This is a genomic window from Pararhizobium sp. IMCC3301, from assembly GCF_030758315.1.
GTDB lineage: Bacteria > Pseudomonadota > Alphaproteobacteria > Rhizobiales.
Genome location: NZ_CP132336.1, coordinates 1122520 through 1140933, shown reverse-complemented (window position 1 = coordinate 1140933; position 18414 = coordinate 1122520). Strand labels below are relative to the sequence as shown.

The 18414-nt window shown below is 54.6% G+C and carries 19 protein-coding genes and 1 pseudogene; 13 read left to right on the top strand and 7 right to left on the bottom strand.

What is annotated here, in order from left to right:
* Window positions 1-16: 16 nt before the first annotated feature.
* The 4 genes and pseudogenes from RAL88_RS05430 to RAL88_RS21680 form a co-directional block, all read right to left on the bottom strand.
* The gene (locus RAL88_RS05430) at window positions 17-1012 is read right to left on the bottom strand and encodes a Gfo/Idh/MocA family oxidoreductase (RefSeq protein ID WP_306267820.1); all 996 of its coding nucleotides are present in this window, start codon (window positions 1010-1012) and stop codon (window positions 17-19) included.
* A gap of 14 nt (window positions 1013-1026) precedes the next feature.
* Window positions 1027-2193 carry a Gfo/Idh/MocA family protein gene (locus RAL88_RS05425; protein WP_306267818.1) on the bottom strand — a complete coding sequence of 389 codons (1167 nt, stop codon included), beginning with the start codon at window positions 2191-2193 and terminating at the stop codon, window positions 1027-1029.
* 172 nt (window positions 2194-2365) lie between these two features.
* Window positions 2366-3274, bottom strand: a complete 909-nt coding sequence (locus RAL88_RS05420) for a substrate-binding domain-containing protein (protein ID WP_306267817.1) — start codon at window positions 3272-3274, stop codon at window positions 2366-2368.
* Window positions 3275-3397: pseudogene (locus RAL88_RS21680) on the bottom strand (LacI family DNA-binding transcriptional regulator); the annotation flags it as partial. It lies immediately after the preceding gene.
* A gap of 265 nt (window positions 3398-3662) precedes the next feature.
* Between RAL88_RS21680 and RAL88_RS05415 the strand changes: the two are divergent.
* The 6 genes from RAL88_RS05415 to RAL88_RS05390 all read left to right on the top strand — a co-directional run bounded on the left by RAL88_RS05415 (window position 3663) and on the right by RAL88_RS05390 (window position 8589).
* Window positions 3663-4553 carry an NAD(P)-dependent oxidoreductase gene (locus RAL88_RS05415; RefSeq protein ID WP_306267815.1) on the top strand — a complete coding sequence of 297 codons (891 nt, stop codon included), beginning with the start codon at window positions 3663-3665 and terminating at the stop codon, window positions 4551-4553.
* Between the two features lie 14 nt (window positions 4554-4567).
* Window positions 4568-5431: a sugar phosphate isomerase/epimerase gene (locus RAL88_RS05410; RefSeq protein ID WP_306267813.1), complete on the top strand. Its 864-nt coding sequence runs from the start codon at window positions 4568-4570 to the stop codon at window positions 5429-5431.
* A 149-nt stretch (window positions 5432-5580) separates the two neighbouring features.
* Window positions 5581-6198 (top strand): amino acid ABC transporter permease, encoded by a 618-nt coding sequence (locus tag RAL88_RS05405; protein ID WP_306269586.1) that lies wholly within the window; start codon window positions 5581-5583, stop codon window positions 6196-6198.
* A 9-nt stretch (window positions 6199-6207) separates the two neighbouring features.
* Entirely contained in the window at window positions 6208-6867 is a 660-nt protein-coding gene (locus tag RAL88_RS05400) for an amino acid ABC transporter permease (protein WP_306267812.1), read from the top strand.
* Between the two features lie 88 nt (window positions 6868-6955).
* The gene (locus RAL88_RS05395; protein ID WP_306267810.1) at window positions 6956-7786 is read left to right on the top strand and encodes a transporter substrate-binding domain-containing protein; all 831 of its coding nucleotides are present in this window, start codon (window positions 6956-6958) and stop codon (window positions 7784-7786) included.
* Window positions 7787-7815: 29 nt separating this feature from the next.
* The gene (locus RAL88_RS05390) at window positions 7816-8589 is read left to right on the top strand and encodes an amino acid ABC transporter ATP-binding protein (RefSeq protein WP_306267808.1); all 774 of its coding nucleotides are present in this window, start codon (window positions 7816-7818) and stop codon (window positions 8587-8589) included.
* Between the two features lie 311 nt (window positions 8590-8900).
* Here RAL88_RS05390 and RAL88_RS05385 read toward each other — a convergent pair whose 3' ends face one another.
* Entirely contained in the window at window positions 8901-9533 is a 633-nt protein-coding gene (locus RAL88_RS05385) for a hypothetical protein (RefSeq protein WP_306267806.1), read from the bottom strand.
* 546 nt (window positions 9534-10079) lie between these two features.
* On the opposite strand from RAL88_RS05385, the gene RAL88_RS05380 reads away from it, so the two are divergent.
* Complete coding sequence (locus tag RAL88_RS05380; RefSeq protein WP_306267805.1) at window positions 10080-10334, top strand: hypothetical protein; 255 nt, start codon at window positions 10080-10082, stop codon at window positions 10332-10334.
* Window positions 10335-10418: 84 nt separating this feature from the next.
* Here the strand turns inward: RAL88_RS05380 and RAL88_RS05375 are convergent, their stop codons facing one another.
* Window positions 10419-11324 (bottom strand): LysR family transcriptional regulator, encoded by a 906-nt coding sequence (locus RAL88_RS05375; RefSeq protein WP_306267804.1) that lies wholly within the window; start codon window positions 11322-11324, stop codon window positions 10419-10421.
* A 102-nt stretch (window positions 11325-11426) separates the two neighbouring features.
* Here RAL88_RS05375 and RAL88_RS05370 point away from each other — a divergent pair, with 102 nt between their 5' ends.
* The 5 genes from RAL88_RS05370 (at window position 11427) to RAL88_RS05350 (ending at window position 16940) form a co-directional block, all read left to right on the top strand.
* Window positions 11427-13004 carry a sulfatase gene (locus RAL88_RS05370; RefSeq protein WP_306267802.1) on the top strand — a complete coding sequence of 526 codons (1578 nt, stop codon included), beginning with the start codon at window positions 11427-11429 and terminating at the stop codon, window positions 13002-13004.
* Between the two features lie 70 nt (window positions 13005-13074).
* Window positions 13075-14067: a tripartite tricarboxylate transporter substrate binding protein gene (locus RAL88_RS05365; RefSeq protein WP_306267800.1), complete on the top strand. Its 993-nt coding sequence runs from the start codon at window positions 13075-13077 to the stop codon at window positions 14065-14067.
* Between the two features lie 15 nt (window positions 14068-14082).
* Entirely contained in the window at window positions 14083-14574 is a 492-nt protein-coding gene (locus RAL88_RS05360) for a tripartite tricarboxylate transporter TctB family protein (protein WP_306267798.1), read from the top strand.
* A 7-nt stretch (window positions 14575-14581) separates the two neighbouring features.
* Window positions 14582-16093 (top strand): tripartite tricarboxylate transporter permease, encoded by a 1512-nt coding sequence (locus tag RAL88_RS05355; RefSeq protein WP_306267797.1) that lies wholly within the window; start codon window positions 14582-14584, stop codon window positions 16091-16093.
* An 86-nt stretch (window positions 16094-16179) separates the two neighbouring features.
* A protein-coding gene (locus RAL88_RS05350; protein ID WP_306267795.1) for an IS5 family transposase occupies window positions 16180-16940 on the top strand; the annotation gives its coding sequence in 2 pieces (ribosomal slippage) (window positions 16180-16513 and window positions 16513-16940; 762 coding nt in all).
* Between the two features lie 9 nt (window positions 16941-16949).
* Here RAL88_RS05350 and RAL88_RS05345 read toward each other — a convergent pair.
* Window positions 16950-17222, bottom strand: coding sequence for a hypothetical protein (locus RAL88_RS05345; RefSeq protein WP_306267793.1), 273 nt, complete (start codon window positions 17220-17222; stop codon window positions 16950-16952).
* A gap of 85 nt (window positions 17223-17307) precedes the next feature.
* On the opposite strand from RAL88_RS05345, the gene RAL88_RS05340 reads away from it, so the two are divergent.
* Window positions 17308-18371 (top strand): IS630 family transposase gene (locus tag RAL88_RS05340; protein WP_371932098.1). Its coding sequence is split into 2 segments (ribosomal slippage): window positions 17308-17794 and window positions 17794-18371, totalling 1065 coding nucleotides; the frame shifts between segments, so codons are not numbered across the junction.
* The last annotated feature ends 43 nt before the right edge of the window (window positions 18372-18414 follow it).

Below are 18414 nucleotides of genomic sequence, written 5' to 3'. Positions count from 1 at the left end.
TTCCCTGATTCAATTCCTAAATGTCAAAATCGTACAGAATGGAGACAGGCATTCGCTGCTCTAACGATTTGTTGCCAGCCACCGCAATGGTTTCGGCCACAAGGCCATCGATCAAGCTGGGGAATTCGCCCTTTCCCTCTACCGCGTCGACCAGGGCATCGAGCTGGGCGGGGTAGGTACCCTGGATGCGTGAATACCAATCTGGATGCAGGCCACATTGTGTGATCTTGTCGCCATGGAAATGATGCACGTTAATCGGGATAGGAGGGCAGGCCTGCATCATGCCAGTTGATCCTGCAATCTCGACCCGCTCGTCATATCCATAGGCGGTGCGGCGGCTGAAATTCATTTGGCAAAGGGCACCGCTCTCCATTTCAATCGATATTGTCGCTGTATCCACGTCTCCATGTTCAGCAAATCGCTTGTCAATAAGGCAGCTGCCATGCACAAAAATCTCCTTTGGACGTTCACGCGTTAGCCAGCAAAGCATATCGAACCAGTGCGCGCCCTTGTCGCGAAGTTGCCCGCCCGATTTGGCGATATATTCCATTGGTGGAAGAGACTGGGTACGCGATGTCATCAGGATGATCTCGACCTTTCCCAGATCACCGCTGCCGATTGCCTCATGAAGTGCTTGATACTGGCCATCGAATCTGCGGTTCAATCCCATTCCAGCGAACACACCTGCCTCTGCGGCCAACCGGGCAGTGAGCATTGCGGATTGCAAATCAATATCGAGCGGCTTCTCGCAAAGGAATGGCGTCTTTTTCTTGATGCAGAGCCGAGCGATATCGCCATGGGTGTTCGTTGGCGTGCCGATGATGACCAAGTCAGCGTCGGCGATGGCGTCATCCAGTGACGTGGCATGCCTGGCTGAATATTTAACCGCGAGCAGCCCAGAGGCTTCTGCATTGGTGTCGAAAACGGCGGAAATGCGTGTGCGTGGATTTTCGTGGGTGCATTTTGAATGCACGTTTCCAATAAAACCCGCGCCGACCACAGCGATGCCCAAACCGTCACTCATAGTCAATCTCCTTGAATTTTGGTCCAGGCCGCGCCATTGCTGGAGGATGCGACTGCTGCCTCGATGAACGCCATGCCGAAGACTCCATCACGGGCATCGGGAATGACCGGCAGGGCATCCATACAGGCTGTGCTCTGGGTATCCAGGTGGCGGGCCACGTTACGATAAAGATTTGCGAAAGCGTCGACAAAGCCCTCTGGCTGCCCTGGCCGTCGACGTGCCATCGTGGCAGACACTGAATTGGTCACAATAGCGCGTCGACGCAATTCGGCGGTTCCATCCACATGCCGAATGGTCAGAATGTCTGGTGTTTCTTGCTCCCACGCTATCTGACCACTCTCTCCGAAAACTTTTATACCAAGTTCGTTTCCATTGCCGGCAGCGGCCATAGTGACCCACATCATTCCGCATGCGCCATTGTCGAACCGCAACAGGATTTCGGCCGTATCGTCGACGGTGCGGCCAGGAACTATCGAGGTCAGTTCGGCCGCGACTTCCGTGATCTCAAGTCCGGTAATGAATCGGGTAAGATGGTGGACATGGGTGCCAAGATCGCCAAGCACGCTTGACGGGCCGGCTTGTGCCGGGTCAGTCCGCCAGAGCGCTCCACGCTTTGCATCCTTGCCAATGGGAAGACTGGCCCATCCGGACGCATATTGAGCCTGGAGCATGACGACCCGACCGATGGCACCTTGTGCGACCAGCGCGCGAGCCTCGTGCACCATCGCATAGCCCGAATATGCATGTGCCAGTGCAAACACCAATCCCCGTTGGCCTGCAATTGAGCGAAGCTCCACAGCCTCGGCGCGAGATATGGCCATTGGTTTTTCGCACATGACATGGATTCCGCCCTCCATGAGCGTTCGCGCGGCAGGGGCGTGCAGGGCGTTAGGAGTAACGATCGTTGCGAGGCGGACCCCGTCCTTCCTGCCGGATTCGTGTTGCACCAGCTCCTGGACGGTTGCATAGCATCGCTGTGAAGCGACACCGACTGTTTCGCCAAACTCACGGCCGCGCTTTGGGTCTGACGAGAACACGCCTGCCTGAAGCTCGAAGACACCTCCCATCTGGGCCGCATCACGGTGACTGACACCGACTGCCGAACCAAAGCCGCCGCCGATCATAGCAAAAGGTATTCTGTGTGCTTTTCCGGCATAGTACTGGGTCATGGGAGATTGCCGCTTATTTTGAGGAAAGCCGAGTAAGCAGTTCCTGGACAATTGTTGTTGCAAACTGCGCCAGCGAGCCTGTCATTTTCGGCTCACCCAATTCATCATTTGGTGCGTCAAAGTTGAGCAGCGGTTTGTCTCGAGCGCTCCGCGAAAGGGTTTTTTGGCATCCTCAATCCAACCAGTCGCTGATTGCATTTATATCAAGATGTTGAAGCGCGTTTTCTCGTGTGATGACGTGTGTGGCGACTGCATGCCGACTGATCGGATTGCCGGACAATATCTCAGCGAGTGCCCGGTCCGCGATTTCCTGCATGCTCTGGTGGATGACGATATCGATCTCGGAGGCAAGCAGATGGGCACGGGTAACGTGGGTGAGATTGTGCGCGAAGATTTTTATTCGGTTGATTTGGTTGGCTGCCTTCACGGCTTCAACAATCGCTGACGGACCTGCACCGACGCAGTAGATGCCGGCCACAGATTTGTCACTCTCCAGTAGCTCCTGAATCAGACGGAAGTTTTCTTCAGGCTGGTCGTTGCCGCTGTTGATGTCTTTCACCATCATAGCAGGGAATTCGGCACGCATAAGGGCGCGAAATCCGGATTCCCGCTCCTCGTGAGCGCGCGAGAGCTGGCCACTCCAAACGATGGCGACTGAGCCGCTGCCGATGCAATAGTTGCCCATCAGAAGCGCCGCGGTACGCCCGGCCGCTCGGTTGTCCATGCCCACATAACCTACACCCTCGCCAGTCAAGTCGGAGACAATTGTCGTCAGCCGCATGCCTTCCGAGCGCAGCTTGGCAACTGCTTCGTGTACCAGCGGATGGTCCAGTGCCTGGAACGCAACGCCCTGTGGGCGGCGCTCCAAAGCCCCAAGCAGGGCTGCGCTTAACGCCGCTGGGTTCATCCGATCAACCCAGTTTACTTTTATCGCTACACCGCTTCGGTGGCCTGCAAGGCGAAAAAAGGCCCCTAGATAGCGCGTGGAATTGCCTGCATTTTCCGGAAGAATTACTTCGATCAAGTCAGTCAATGAAGAAACCGGGCTGACTTGTTGCTCGAGATCCGATCTGGCTTCCATTACCAACCGAACCGCCTTCGTACTTACGCGCCCGCGCCCATTAAGCACCCGATCCACTGTGGATGTGCTGAGCCCGGCTTTTAGCGCGATGTCAAGTGCGCGAGGTCTGTTGTTTTGTCCCATCAAAGAGCCTTCAAATCGGCGATCTGCAAGTGATTTTTATTTGTCACGACAAGGCATCAAGGACCGGTGAACTCCTGTAATTCAAGCGACCCTCCAGTTATCCCCTCCTGCGCGCAGGCAACAAATCGCTCTAGCAAGATGGAGGAATGATGTCAATGACGTGTATAAATAGTGCTCATTTGATGATAAATTGACAATATGATGAATCATAATTATACCCAAATCATCAAATAGGGCATTATTATAATTGGCAACGGAGATTTGCATGAAAAGAGTAGGCGTGGTGGGGCTCGGTGACATGGGCAGCGGTCTTGCAAAGAATCTGATCAAGAATGGTTTTGAGACAACGGGTCTGGATCTGGATGCTGCACGAATGGCAGCATTTATAGAGATGGGCGGCAAACCAGCGAACAGCGTTGCTCAGCTTGGTGCCGACAGCGAAGCGGTCTTCGTTATGGTCATGAATGGCAGTCAGGCCAAGGCTGTTATCCTTGGTCCGGAAGGGCTCGTCAGCCACATGCCAAGCGGCGGCGCGGTGATTCTGACCGCAACCATCAAGCCAAGTGAAGCGCGTGAACTAGGCGATGCAATCGAAGGTTCGGGCATCATATTGATCGACAGCCCTGTCTCGGGAGGGTTTCCTGGTGCACAGAACGGCTCGCTGACCATGATGGCGGCGGGCAAATCTGATGCCCTCGACGAGTTCAGACCGGTCATGGAAGCGGTCTCCAAGACTATCCATCGTGTGGGTGAACGCGCCGGCGATGGGCAGGTCATGAAGTCCTGCCTGCAATCCCTAATCGGCTCAATTTTTGGTGCAACATTCGAGGCTGCAGCACTGGCTGCAAAGGCGGGGGTCTCCGGTCAGAAACTGTTTGACGTGTTTTCCACCAGTGGCGCCGGATGCGGCGTTGCCAACACTGCACTGGCCAACATCATTGACCGCAAATTCGAGGGCACTGGTTCGGGCATCGGTACGATGCACAAGGACCTGACAATTTCACTTGGAATGGCTGAAGAACTTGGTGTGCCGATGTTCATGGCATCAACCGCAATGCAGATATTCCACCAGGGAAAGACCCGATATCCCCAGGGCGACAATTGGGTATGCACCAGGATCATGGAAGAAATCGTCGGCGCAGAACTGCACCGCTAAAGAGGAATATCGGAATGAAACTTGGCCTGATCTGCGACGGTGTAAGCCGCGATCTTTCCCATGCACTTAATGTGATGGATGAGTTTGGACTGGAATATGCCGAACTGCAATTTGTGGGCGACAAGGAGGTAGGCGATCACTCCAAGCAGGAGATATCCGACATAAAGTCCCTGCTCGAAAAGCATGACAAGCCGGTTTCCTGTCTATCACGCCATGTCTTTGCCGGCATGACTACAACGAACCGGCCCGGCGACGAACTTCACGTCAAACATATGGACGCCCTCAAACGGGTCATGGACATGGCGCATGAGTTAGGCTCGCCGCTAGTCCGGATCATGACCCAGAAAAAAGAGCAAATTCTTTGGGGCAGCAACGGAGCCGAAAAATGGAACATAGCTCACGGTGCCTGGGATACAATGCCGCCAATGATCGCACCTGCCGTCGAGTTGGCGCGGAGCGAAGGCTTGACGCTGGTTGTCGAGACCGGCAACGGCACAATGGTGAATTCCAACTACACTGCGCGCAAACTGATTGACGATCTGGATGCCAAAGACACGCTGAAAGTCCTCTGGGACCCGGCGAACAACTGCTGGTGTCACGAACGCGCCTTCCCCGATGGCTACGAAGAAGTAAGGGACGGATATCTGGGGCACATCCACATAAAGGATGTGAAGGTCGATACCCCGCGAGCGACCCTGGAAGTGCGGCGCATGGGCGAGGGACAGTTGGCAAACCAGTTCCAACCGTTGGCCAACGCATTGCGGTCCGACAACTACGACGGCGTCATTTCCTTCGAGAGTGTCTACCATCCTGGCAACGGAAATTTTGAGGATGGCTTCCGTCAGTCCATAGGCCTGTTCAAGCAGCTGTTTGAATGAACCGATGATGTCTCATCCGATTGCCAACAGCGAAAGCTCAGCTTCGGCCAACGAAGCAACGTACCGAGCAGATGACAACAGTTCATCGAAAGGACAAAGCGTTGTACAAACTGGACTTTAGCGTCGTCCTGACTCGCTGGACCGATCTGATGTATGGCGTCGGCTTCACGCTCGCATTGTCTACGGCAGCGATCTTTCTGGCGCTGTGTATCGGCATAGCCGGCGCGGCGCTGCAGCGCTCGTCACGACCTGTGTTTCGCGTGCCGGTTCGCATCTTCGTGGAGGCCATTCGCAACACACCATTTCTGGTGCAGATTTTCTTCTTGTTCTTTGCGCTGCCATTGCTTGGTTTTCGCATGAGCCCGACGACAACTGCACTCATCGCTCTTTCTATCAATGGCGGTGCGTACTCAATAGAAATTATCAGAGGCGGAGTGGAGTCGATTCCGCGCGGCCAGATTGAGGCCGGAGCGGCACTGGGTCTGTCCCAGCTTCAGATATTGCGCGATATCGTGATGATACCGGCGCTCCGCGCAATCTACCCGGCGCTGTCGTCGCAATTCATTCTGCTCACGCTAACGTCGTCGGTTTGCTCATCGATCTCAGCAAACGAGCTGACATATTATGCGCAAAGGATCGAGTCTGAAACCTTTCGAAGTTTCGAAGTGTATTTCACCATCACTGGCCTCTACCTGCTGATTTCCTGGCTGATCATGAGCATGCTCTCGATGCTGGGCCAGCGTCTTTTCAACTATCCCAATCAGTAAGGGGAAGCGATGCGCGAATTTGCCCTCCCCGAAATGTTTTTTCTGCTCCAGGGGCTGAAGTGGACGGTTCTGCTGACGCTCATCAGCTTTGTTGGCGGCGGTATCATTGGACTTGCCATCGCCCTTGCCCGGGTCAGCCCGATTGCCATCGTGCGACGGATCGCTGGGGCCTACATAGCCCTCTTCCAGGGCACGCCTTTGCTGATGCAACTCTTCGTTGTCTATTATGGCCTGGCATTGATGCAATTCAACATCGACGCGTGGGTGGCCGTATCTCTTGCCTATACCGCTCATGCCAGTGCCTTTCTGGGGGATATTTGGCGTGGGACGATCCAGTCAATTCCGCCAGGTCAGACCGAAGCCTCGAACGCGCTTGCCATTGGTTATGTTTCGCGCATGCGGGACGTCATTCTTCCGCAGGCGCTCAAGATCTCGCTGCCGGCGACGATTGGGTTTGCCGTGCAGCTGACCAAAGGAACGTCACTGGCTGCAATCGTGGGCTTCGTAGAACTGGCGCGTGCCGGGCAGATCGTTTCGAACCTGCTTTTTCAGCCGCTGCTGGTCTACGGCATCGTCGGTATCATCTACTTTTTCATTTGTTGGCCCATGTCGCTTTTTGGGAGCGCTATGGAGAGAAAACTAGCACTGGCTTCCAGAGCGACGGACTGAGAAACCGCGCTACACCCGATCCTGTTTGGGCTCCAAACAGTGAAACGCAGCAAAGGCTGCAGTCGATAACAAAACAGAGGAGACTAAAATGAGAATGTTCAATCTTTCGCGCCGTGCATTCGGCGCTTCGATGGCCACTTTAGCCATGTTGGGGCTGCTCGGGACAAGTCTGGCAAACGCCGACACGCTCGACAACGTCAAGGCCCGCGGCAAAATCATCATCGGCATCCAGGGAGACAATCCACCTTTCGGCTTCCTTGATTCCACCGGAAAGAACGATGGCTATGACGCCGATTTAGCACGTCTGTTTGCCAAACATCTTGGTGTTGATCTTGAACTGGTTGTCGTTACCAATCAGAACCGGATCGCCGGCTTGCAAACAGGCAAAGTCGACGCATTGTTTGCGACCCTTGGCATTAGTGCGGAACGCGCAAAGTCGTTGCAATACAGCATCCCTTACGCCGAAGACAGCATGCCTGTCATAGCGCCAATCGGAACAAGCATTGCGAGCTTCAAAGATCTCGAGGGATTGACTGTTGGCGTTCCCAAAGGCAGCACCCAGGAAAACACGCTGCCGAATGTTGCCGCCGGTGCCAACATGTTGAGTTTTGACGATGATTCGTCGACGATCCAGGCGCTGCTATCAGGCCAGGTCGACGCGATCGGAACCACCCAGTTCGCCATAGGTCGCATCGAAGAAACATCACCGGGCAAGTTCGAAGAAAAGATCGTACTGGCTACAAACTACAAGGGCGTTGGCACCATTCTTGGCGACAAGGAAATCAACGCTACGGTCAACGCCTTTCTGGAGGGCCTGAAAGCCGACGGTACAATAGAAGAGCTGTATCAGAAGTGGTTCAAACTGGGCCAGCCGAAGTTCGAGGCACCGGTCGAAGGCGTGTCCTTCACCGTCGAATAGCTCCGAACAGCAATAAATTGGAAGCCGCCATGTCCGCAAAATCTGACTTGCCTGTGTTCGAAGGCGAAGCGCTCATCGAACTCAAGAACATAGATAAATGGTATGGCAGCTTCCACGCGCTCAAGGACATAAGCCTTTCGGTCCGCAGCGGCGAAAGGATCGTCCTGTGCGGACCGTCCGGTTCAGGCAAATCGACGCTGATCCGCTGTATCAACCACCTTGAGAAGGCACAAGGCGGCACAGTCATCGTTGATGGCCGCGTCATAGACAACGCGGCCAGATCCGTCGAGGCAGTGCGTCGCGATGTCGGCATGGTATTCCAGAGCTTTAATTTGTTTCCACACCTGCGCATTATCGACAATTGTACGCTGGCGCTGCGCCGCGTCAAAAAAATGCCGCGGGTGGAAGCAGAGAAAATCGCGCGAAAATATCTCGACAGAGTCCACATACTCGAACAGGCAGAAAAATACCCAGCGCAGCTTTCCGGCGGCCAACAACAGCGCGTCGCCATTGCCCGTGCCTTGTGCATGGAACCAAAGGTTATGCTCTTTGATGAACCGACATCTGCCCTTGATCCTGAAATGGTAAAGGAAGTTCTCGACACAATGATCGAACTTGCGAAAGACGGAATGACGATGATCTGCGTTACCCACGAGATGGGATTTGCGCGCAAGGTTGCAGACCGTGTGTTGTTCATGGCCGACGGGGAAATCCTTGAGGAGGCGACGCCGCACGAGTTTTTCAGCAAGCCGAAACACAGCCGCGCCAAAGCGTTCCTGGGAGAGATTCTCGGGCATCAATAGCCACTCTCGAATTCCAACTCGCGTCAGGTTTGGTAAACTGAACAGCCCTCGGGATTGTGAAAAACTTGTTGCGTAAATGAGAACCGGAGTGATGATCGGCCCTGGCAAATCGGATGGTTTAAAGCTGGAATTCTTCCGTTAAATTCCCTTTGAATTGGGAAGCAGAGTTCCATCAAAGTATCGATGTTTCCCCAGGCGCGAGCCCTGGTTTGCGGGATGAATAACCGGGGCGGAACTGCAGAGACTGGTACGTTCCAGATTGCTGCCACTACCAGTCACTGATTTGTCCGACCCGTGTCCGGCTTGGTCCCTCAATCCAGTTCAGGAAATCCCGGATACCAGCCGGCATGATCGCCGGAATGGTTTGGCATGCCCGGTTTGGTCAGGCAGCCCTTCGGTTCGACATAGCTGTTGATGCTTGTTTTTGGATGTTCGTGCCAGGAAATATTGAAGGCGGCTTTGCGCGGGAAGAAATACAGCTGAGAGTAGGGAAGCCTGTCGTGAATCCACCAGGCGAGGGCGCGCCAATCTTCGCCGTTTTCGTATCGTTCGGCAAACCATGGGATAACGATGCAGGCCGTTGCCCCGGCATGGCCGTGCGCATCGCGCCTGTCCCAAATATGGCCGGCAAAACTGGCCTCGTTTGAGGCACATGTGTAGCCTTTCTTTTTGGCTTTTTGCTGTTGGTTGCAGAAGCCGTTGACTTCGCAAGAGCGCAATGCCGAGCGAATGACAATTTTACCGAAGGTGGCCTGCAGTGGCTCCAACAGCTCTTCGCAGAGATGCATGCCAACCTTGATTGCAAGGTCGGGATCGTCCGGGATGTTGGGAATACCGTGAAAGTTTGCGACCTCGCTATAAAGAAACTCCCGCATGATGAAGGACTTTGAAAGTTGGACCCGGCCAAGTTCGTCGAGCATGGATACGCTTGTTGGTGGCCTCATTTGCATTGTCTCCTCTCAGTGTTGCTGGAGTTTGGGTATTGTTTTCCTTCCATCTTTACAGCAGATCAGCGCAACGCATTGGCGTGAATTTTGTATTCCCGGACTTGTTCTGGGAATCCAGAAAGTAGATGGCCGCCATCTGATCGGTCCGGCCGGAATTGTCTCAAACCTGTCAGCGCGCAACAGTGATCAGACTGGCGGCCTTTTCAAAATTGTGCCGGGGCCGATGCGGTGGCGAGGCCTCTGTGGCGCGTGTTGACGAAGACCGACCGGCTCTGATCGTCCACCCGACGTCATGGGCGCCGAGACTTCCGGTGACATGCACAATGCGGGGTGCGATACAGGCATGTTGGCAGACCATGATTTACCAAGACAGAGACTCCAGCATTGAAAGGCAAATCAAGTCTTTCTGGCGGCTGTATCGGGGCCGTTTCGGGGCAGTGCATTTTTTGCTTGCGCCGCGGAAATTTAAGGATTATCGGCGATGTCGGAACAGATCGGGGGCTACTGCCGATAGCCTGTTCTGACCTTTTGGAGAATTTCAAAATGCATAAGCTGCTTGTGTCCCTAGCTGCTGCAGGCTTCAGCCTTGCCGCAAATTTCGCCTATGCTGAAACCACAGTGGGTGTTGTCGATTTCTACGACATAGAAGCTGGTATACTGGTTTTGCTCGATGGCGCCGAATTCGTGGTTCCAGCGGGCCTTGACCTGCCGGAAATGGAATATGAAGACGAAGTCACCATCGAATTCAGTGTGAATGAAGAAGAAAATGTCATCTCACGCGTGGTTGTCAAAAACTGAGACGTCAGCGGCCGGTCAACGAAACCGGCAGCTGTGACACCTGGCGCAAGATGGCAGAGGCGTTCGGCCGGTGCGTAACCCGGTTTATGCTGGCTCGCCTCCCCGTCTGGCTGCATTTCCGACAATGTCTATCAGACGCATGATGATCGGAAACTGCCGGGATGAATGCCTCAGATAGGCGCCCGCCACCTTGCGGCTGATCGGAGGATCGGGAATGACGATCCTGACCTTCGAAGTGTCCAGTATGGGTTTCAGCTGGACCGGCAGGATCATCGCATAATCGCTTTGCGCAACCACCTGAATTCCGAGCGAGAACGTGGATGTCTTCAGGACAATTTCAGGGGGCGGCAAGCCTTGCGCCTCCAAATAGCTGCGCATCATTTCCTCATTGTCCAGCCCGTCGCTGTAAAACACCCATTTTATAGCTGTCAGTTGCTCCGGATGCAGCGGACCATCGTGCAATGCGGGGTGGCCGACGCGTAGCAACAGGCCCTGTTCAACCGTGGTCAAAGGATGAAACATCACCTGATCGTCATCGGCAAGATGTTCAGTGGTGCCGAACATCACGTCCTGGCTTGCCTCCCTTATTCTTGGCAGATTCTGCGTGTTCAGATCAGCTGTCAGGCTGATGCGTGTGCTGGAAAATTCATGCATCAGCTGGCACAGCGCCGGTCCCAGATAACGCAGATGAAACAGGGGCCCCGCACCAATGCGCAATTCATCAAGATGACCTGATTCAAGCGAACGGATGGCTTCGCCGGCCTGGAGGAATTCGTGCTGGATGCGTCTGGCATAGGGCAGGAGCTGATCACCGGCCGGGGTCAACCGGACACCGCGCGGCAGCCGTTCCAGCAAACGGCAATCGTGCTGGGCTTCGAGTTGCTGCAGACGCTTGGTCAGCGTTGGCTGGGTGATGTGCAAGCGATCTGCAGCAGCCGTCATATTGCCGGTTTCGGCGATGGTCAGAAAGGTCAGTAAATTTCTATCCATTCAATTCTTCTATGGCGCGTTGTATAAATTTTCATTTTTTGAATTTCTCTGAATTGTCTAGTGTTTGCAAGCGGCATTTGCAATTGGGAGGACAAGTGGCCTATGCGGACAGTTTTTGTTCTGTTTGATTCCTTGAACAGGGCGGCGCTCGGCGCCTATGGCGGCAGCGCCATTGCGACGCCCAATTTTGATCGCTTCGCCAAACGTTCGATGACTTTTGACCGGCATTATACCGGTTCGCTTCCCTGTATGCCGGCGCGCCGTGACATGCATACCGGACGTCTTAATTTCATGCATCGTCCGTGGGGTCCGCTTGAGCCTTTCGACAATTCCTTTGCGCAATTGCTGAGCCAGAACGGTGTGTACAGCCATATTGTCTCCGATCATCTGCACTATTTTGAAAATGGCGGCACCGGCTATGTCAACGCGTTTGACAGTTGGGATTTCATCCGCGGTCAAGAATACGATCCGATCAAGGTGATGACCCAGCCGCCGGTGGAGCGTCTGCGCGAAAAATTTGACCAGCGGCACTATCCGATGGGCGATTTGCCGAGCGAAGGCAATGTGACCAGAGGCAATTCCGACGCGCAAGCATGGCGCCGCTCACGCCACGCCATCAACACACTGTTCATGGAAGATGAGCAGGACTACCCGACCGCCAAATGCTTCAAAAAAGCGTTTGAATTTCTCGATATCAACAACAACTCCGATGACTGGTTTCTACAACTGGAATGCTTTGATCCGCACGAACCATTTACAGCGCCTGCGCGGTTCCGGGCCGCTTATGACAGCGGTTACAACGGTAAAATTCTGGATTGGCCGATTTACGAAAAGGTTACGAATTCTGCTGAGGAAGTTGCAGAAATTCGCGCTAATTATGCCGCTCTTGTAGCGATGTGCGATGAGTATTTCGGGCAGTTGCTGGACTGGTTTGACCGGGAAGACGCATGGGCCGATACCGCACTGATCCTGACCACTGATCATGGCTATCTGCTGGGCGAGCATGAGTGGTGGGCAAAGAACAAGATGCCTTATTATGAGGAAATCTCACATATTCCCATGATGATCTGGCATCCTGGGATGGATGACAAGGCCGGCACACACTGCCAGAGCCTGACCCAGACACCGGATCTGATGCCGACGATCCTGGATTTTTATAATGTGGAGATTCCGAAGGAAGTTACAGCGCATTCGCTGAAACCGCTTTTGAATGGCGATAAGAACGGGCGCGAATCCGCGATACTGGGGATGTTTGCCGGTCCGATCTGCGCGACCGATGGCCGCTATACCTATTACCGGTTCCCTGATGAGCTGAATGGTGCACCGTTGCCTGCCTATACGGTGATGCCATCACATCTGGCGAGCGCGTTTTCGATCGAGGAATTGAAATCGGCAGAACTGGTGGCACCGTTTGATTTTACCAAGGGCGCGCCAGTGATGCGTTACACGCTGAACCCGGATATCGGCGAAACCGGCGTGGCGTGTGTTGCCAATTGGGGTGAGGGGTCCTGTCTGTTCGATCTGGAATCCGACCCGAAACAGGAAACTCCAATTGATGATCCGGCAATCATCGACCGGCTCAATCAATGCATCATCGACCATCTGACACAACACAATGCGCCGGAAGAGGTGTTTGCCCATTACGGGCTGGAGAAACTGCGTCTGGCGGCTTCGGCCTGAGACGCAGAAGAGACAGGAATACAACTGAAACGGCCGCAGATTGCGCGGCCATATTGAATGGGAGGACTACATGTTAAAGAAACTACTTATTGCCGGGGCCATCCTGGCCACGACGTTTGCTGCACAATCCGCCAGCGCGCAATTTCCGGAACGGACCGTGGAGAACATTTTTCCATGGTCGGCCGGGACAGCGCTTTCGGTCAGCCAGATCATCGCCAAGGCGATGGGAGAGGAACTGGGGGTTTCCATTCCGGTGATCTCCACGCCAGGTGCCGCGGGAACCAAAGCTTTCATTACCGCCATGAACCGGCCTGCGGATGGATACACCATCATGGACGGCTATGTGGCACCGTTGGTGCTGCAGCCGGTTCTGGGTAATGCGGACTGGACTTACAAGGATTTCAAACCGTTGCATTCTGCAGTGTCCAACGCGTTCTCAATCGGCAGCAAAAAGGGCGAAACCCGCTGGTCCAATTTTGAAGAAATGATGGCCTATGGCAAGGCCAATCCCGGTAAATTGCGTTACTCTTCGGGCTCGCGCAATAATCTGCCACACATGGTGATTGCCAAAGTCCTGCAGTCCTATGATGTGGTAGCGCAGAACATCCCCTACAAGACCGATGGCGATGCGCGCAAGGATCTGAAGTCCGGCGTGCTGGATTTCGTATTTGTCAATGTGGGTGCCTATCTTCAGGACAAAGAGGGGTTTGACATTCTTCTGGTGCTGTCGGAACTGCCAGGCGCCAAAGCCTCCTATGGTGGTGCGCCAAGCATTGACGATCTGAACATAGATCTTGGCCTTTCGGGGCTGGCGCCAATGGGCTGGACGTGGTGGCTTGTGCACAAGGACACGCCGGATGAGGTTGCCGATGTTTTGCGCGCGGCCATGAAAAAGGCTATGAATCGCGATGACGTGAAAGAGCAGATTGCCCGGGTCGGATTTGTGCCGCTGGAATGGGATCATACCCAGTATGACGAGATTGTCGGTCCGGTCGCAGGCCAGCTTGGTTCAATGACCAATGCGCTGGCCTGGGAAGAAGAGCAATTGAAGAAATTGCGCTAGAGGGCAACGACCGCAATGTTGGACAGAAAACTGATGAACTGGCTGGCCATCGTGTTCTTTGCCGCCGTGATTGCGGTCGTCTTCCAGCAGATTTATACGTCCATGACAGAACAGGGGATCGCCAGCGGCGGTCCCTATGACAATGCGGCCGCCTATCCGCGTGCCGTTGCACTGATCATCGCTCTGCTGCTGGCCATACAGGCGGCAATTATCTGGTTCAGGAAAATGCCACAAGTGTCAAAGGCTTCGGTCTCGCTTAGTGCGCTGTACCGGCCCGCAGCGCTGCTTGGTATTTTTGCGCTTTATCTCGGCCTTCTGGGCGTATTTGGCTATCATCTGACTACTACACCGATGATTGTTGCGCTGCTGGTGGTGTGCGGGCTGTCTTTATCGGTGCGCCCGGTGCTGATCGCGCTGGTGATTTCCTTTGGGCTGGCCTATTTTTTCGAAGCGCATTTGAAGGTTGTTTTGCCCGGCGGCATTTACGGCCTCAATATACCTTGGTGAACACGCCATGCTGGTAGAGTCGCTTGTATCCGGTTTCGGATTATTCATGAACCCGCTGGCGCTTGGGCTGACACTGCTGGGCGTCCTGTTCGGTCTGCTGGTGGGTGCGCTGCCCGGCCTTGGACCGTTGATGGGCATCATATTGCTGTTGCCTGTCGCCATTGGCCTGCCGCCTGTGGCGGCGATGGGGTTTCTGATCGCGATTTTTGTCGGAGGGTCTTGCGGCGGCTCCATTTCAGCCATTCTGCTGCGCATACCGGGGACGCCGCTGGCGGCTGCGACACTGTTTGACGGCTATCCGATGGCGCAAAAAGGGCGGGCGTCAGATGCCATCGGCATTGCCATTTCAGCCTCGGCCCTGGGGGGCCTGTTCGGCGGGCTGGTGCTGATTTTCGCGGCACCGGCGCTGGCCGGGGTGGCGAGCAATTTCGCGCCCCCCGAATATACTGCGCTGGCTCTGACAGGCCTTATTGCGATTGCAGTGATTTCCGATGGATCATTGCTGAAAGGGCTTATTTCCGGCGCTTTCGGATTGCTGCTGGCGACCATCGGCACGGATGAATTCTCCACCGGGTACCGCTTTACCTTCGGGTCCTACAATATGCTGAACGGCTTTCATATTGTAGCGGTTGTGGTGGGGTTGTTTGCAATTTCCGAAATGGCCTATCAGGCGATGGGCAATGACCTTCTGAACAAGCCGAAAATCGACATTGCGCGGCCCGGCTTCAAGTCAGTGCTGCTGACATTGCGGCACTGGAAAAACCTGCTGCGCTCGTCAACCATCGGTGCCTTTTTCGGGGCGCTGCCAGGTGCGGGCGGTGTGATCAGCTCATTTACCGCCTATGCGGTTGCCAAGGCGATGGCGCGGCCTGAAGAAAAATATGGTGAAGGCGCAGAAGGCGGTGTTGTGGCGACAGAAAGTTCCAATAACGCGACCGTCGGCGGGACACTGGTGCCGTCTCTGGCACTGGGCATTCCCGGCGATGCCTCCTCGGCGGTGCTGATCGGCGCGCTGCTGATTCTGGGCTATTTTCCGGGTCCGACTTTGTTTGAACAGCAGCCGGAGATCGTTGGCGGTATCTTTCTGGTCTATCTTGCTTCCAATGTGTTTCTGCTGATCGCTGGAATTCTGGCAACACCTCTATTTGTCTATGTGTTGCGGGTGCCGAAAGTCTATCTGATCCCGACAGTGCTGCTGCTGTGTTCAATTGGTACGTTTGCGCTGCAGGCGTCGGTGTTTGACCTGATGGTGATGCTGGGCTTCGGCTTTGTCGGCATCGTGCTGCGTGCCGCATCCTATCCGCTGGCCCCGGTGGTTATCGGCATTATTCTGGGACCATTGCTGGAGAACAATCTGCGCCGCTCCCTGCTGATTTCGCAGGACGGCTATTGGATATTCCTTGACCGGCCGGTTTCCGCACTGCTGCTGGGGATCAATATCCTGCTGATCGCAGGTGCGATCTGGTTTACGATTCGAAAGAGACCGCAGCCTGAAAAGGCAGCTGAAGAGTTAATCTAGGAATATGTCTGGCTAGGCTCAGGACCCATTAAATTGCTTGCGGGTTGGGCTGTGGACTGATTCACTTGTGTCAGGAGGATACTGGCATGAGTGATTTGATTTGGCTTACTGACAGGCAGATGAAACGAATTGAGCCGTATTTCCCGCTCTCTCACGGGATCCCGCGGGTTGATGACAGGCGGGTTCTCAGCGGCATCATCTTTGTCATCCGCAACGGCTTGCGCTGGCGAGATGCGCCATCCGATTACGGCCCGCACAAGACGATCTACAACCGGTTCATCCGGTGGAGCCGGCTTGGCGTGTTCAACAGGATACTCGCCGAGCTTTCTGGCATGGCCGGGACGCCCGATCAGGTGATGATTGATGCAACCCACCTCAAAGCGCATCGCACTGCTGCGAGCCTTTTAAAAAAGGGCCTGTTCCCCGACGTATCGGGCGCACCAAAGGCGGTTTGAATTCCAAGCTGCATGCGGTTTGCGATGGTGCGGGTCGTCCGCTGGTTTTGCTGCTCTCGGAGGGGCAAATGAGCGATTTCAAGGGCGCAGCTCTGATGTTTGACGCCATTCCGGATGCAAAAACCCTGCTGGGTGACAAGGGTTACGACGCAGACTGGTTCCGCCAAGCGCTCAAGGCGCGCGGCATAGAGCCCTGCATTCCGCCCAAATCAAATCGTAAAACCGAAATCCCGTTCGACAGGACACTCTACAAAAGCCGCCACAAAATCGAGAACATGTTCGGAAAACTCAAGGACTGGCGACGCATCCACACCCGCTACGACCGTTGCGCCCACGCCTTCATGTCAGCAATCACAATCGCGGTAACCGTCATTTTTTGGATCAATCAATGAGTCCTGAGCCTAGGAATAGCGCCGGCCAATGGCACGCAATTGCTGTTTCAGAAGTCGGGGATGCAACCCGGAACCGACGTTTTTCAGATACCAGTCCTCATGCACGCCGCTGATCGCCAAAGGGACCGGCTTTATGCCAAGGACCCGAGCAAAATAAAACCTGTGATCTCCTGACGCGGATTTATGGATGGATCCGTCTTTGCCGATCAGGGCAGTTCCATAGTCCTTGCCTTTGCCAACATCATAGCCTTCCTGCTCCAGGCTGGTTATGAGGCGCAGCACATAATACCAACATCAGCAAATTCTGACTCAGGTGGGATTCCCAAGGCTCTGATTTTGTGATTCATCATGGCAAAGGAGATTTGCCATGCCTACTGCCATACCGCTTCGCTGTGATTTTGATGCTCCTACTCTGCGCCGGCTTGCGCGTCGATGTCGTGACAACCGTCAGATACGCCGGTTGCTTGCGTTGGCCGCTGTGTACGAAGGTATGAACCGGACAGATGCGGCGCGGATTGGCGGGATGGATCGTCAAACGCTGCGCGATTGGGTGCATCGCTTCAACGAAGATGGCCCTGATGGATTGACCAACCGCTCAGGAGCCGGACGCCCTCGTTTGCTGAGCGATGAGCAAATGCTGGAACTGGCGCAGATTGTCGAAACGGGACCAGAGCGAAAGATAAATGGTGTTGTGCGGTGGCGGCGCATTGATCTGGTTCGGATGATCAGCGAACGGTTCGGGGTAATGTGCTCTCAAAGCGTCGTCTCCGATTATCTGGCTGAGCTCGGCTTTTCCCATATCTCAGGCCGTCCGCAGCATCCTGCTCAAAATCCGCAGGTGATCGAGGCTTTCAAAAAAACTTCGCCAATACGCTCGCAGCCCACATAGCCGACCTGCCGGAGGGCACTCCAGTTGAGGTGTGGTTCCAGGACGAAGCTCGTATTGGACAAAAGAACGGACGCGTCCGTATCTGGGCGAAGAAAGGAACTCGACCACGCCTGCCTGCCGACCAGCGTTACCAGAACACCTACCTGTTCGGTGCCATTTGTCCCAAGCGCGGAACAGGTGCGGCTTTGGTCCTGCCCTCCGCCAATACCGAAGCGATGCAATTGCACCTCGATGAGATCAGCAAATATGTCGCCCGCAAGGCCCATGCAGTGGTGCTGATGGATCGCGCAGGCTGGCACACGACAAGCAAACTCAACGTACCCAAAAACATCACCATCATCTTGCTGCCGTCAAAGTCGCCAGAGCTGAACCCGGTCGAAAACATCTGGCAATACCTTCGGGCAAACTGGCTCTCAAACTGCGTCTTCAAAGACTACACCGCTATCGTCGATGCAGCATGCGATGCATGGAACAATCTCATCCATCATCCAGAAGTCATCACATCAATCGGAATGAGAAACTGGGCTCATGTGGGTCAGTGATTTCTGACTTTGGTATAAGAAGTCATGAAATGATCGATTTCGC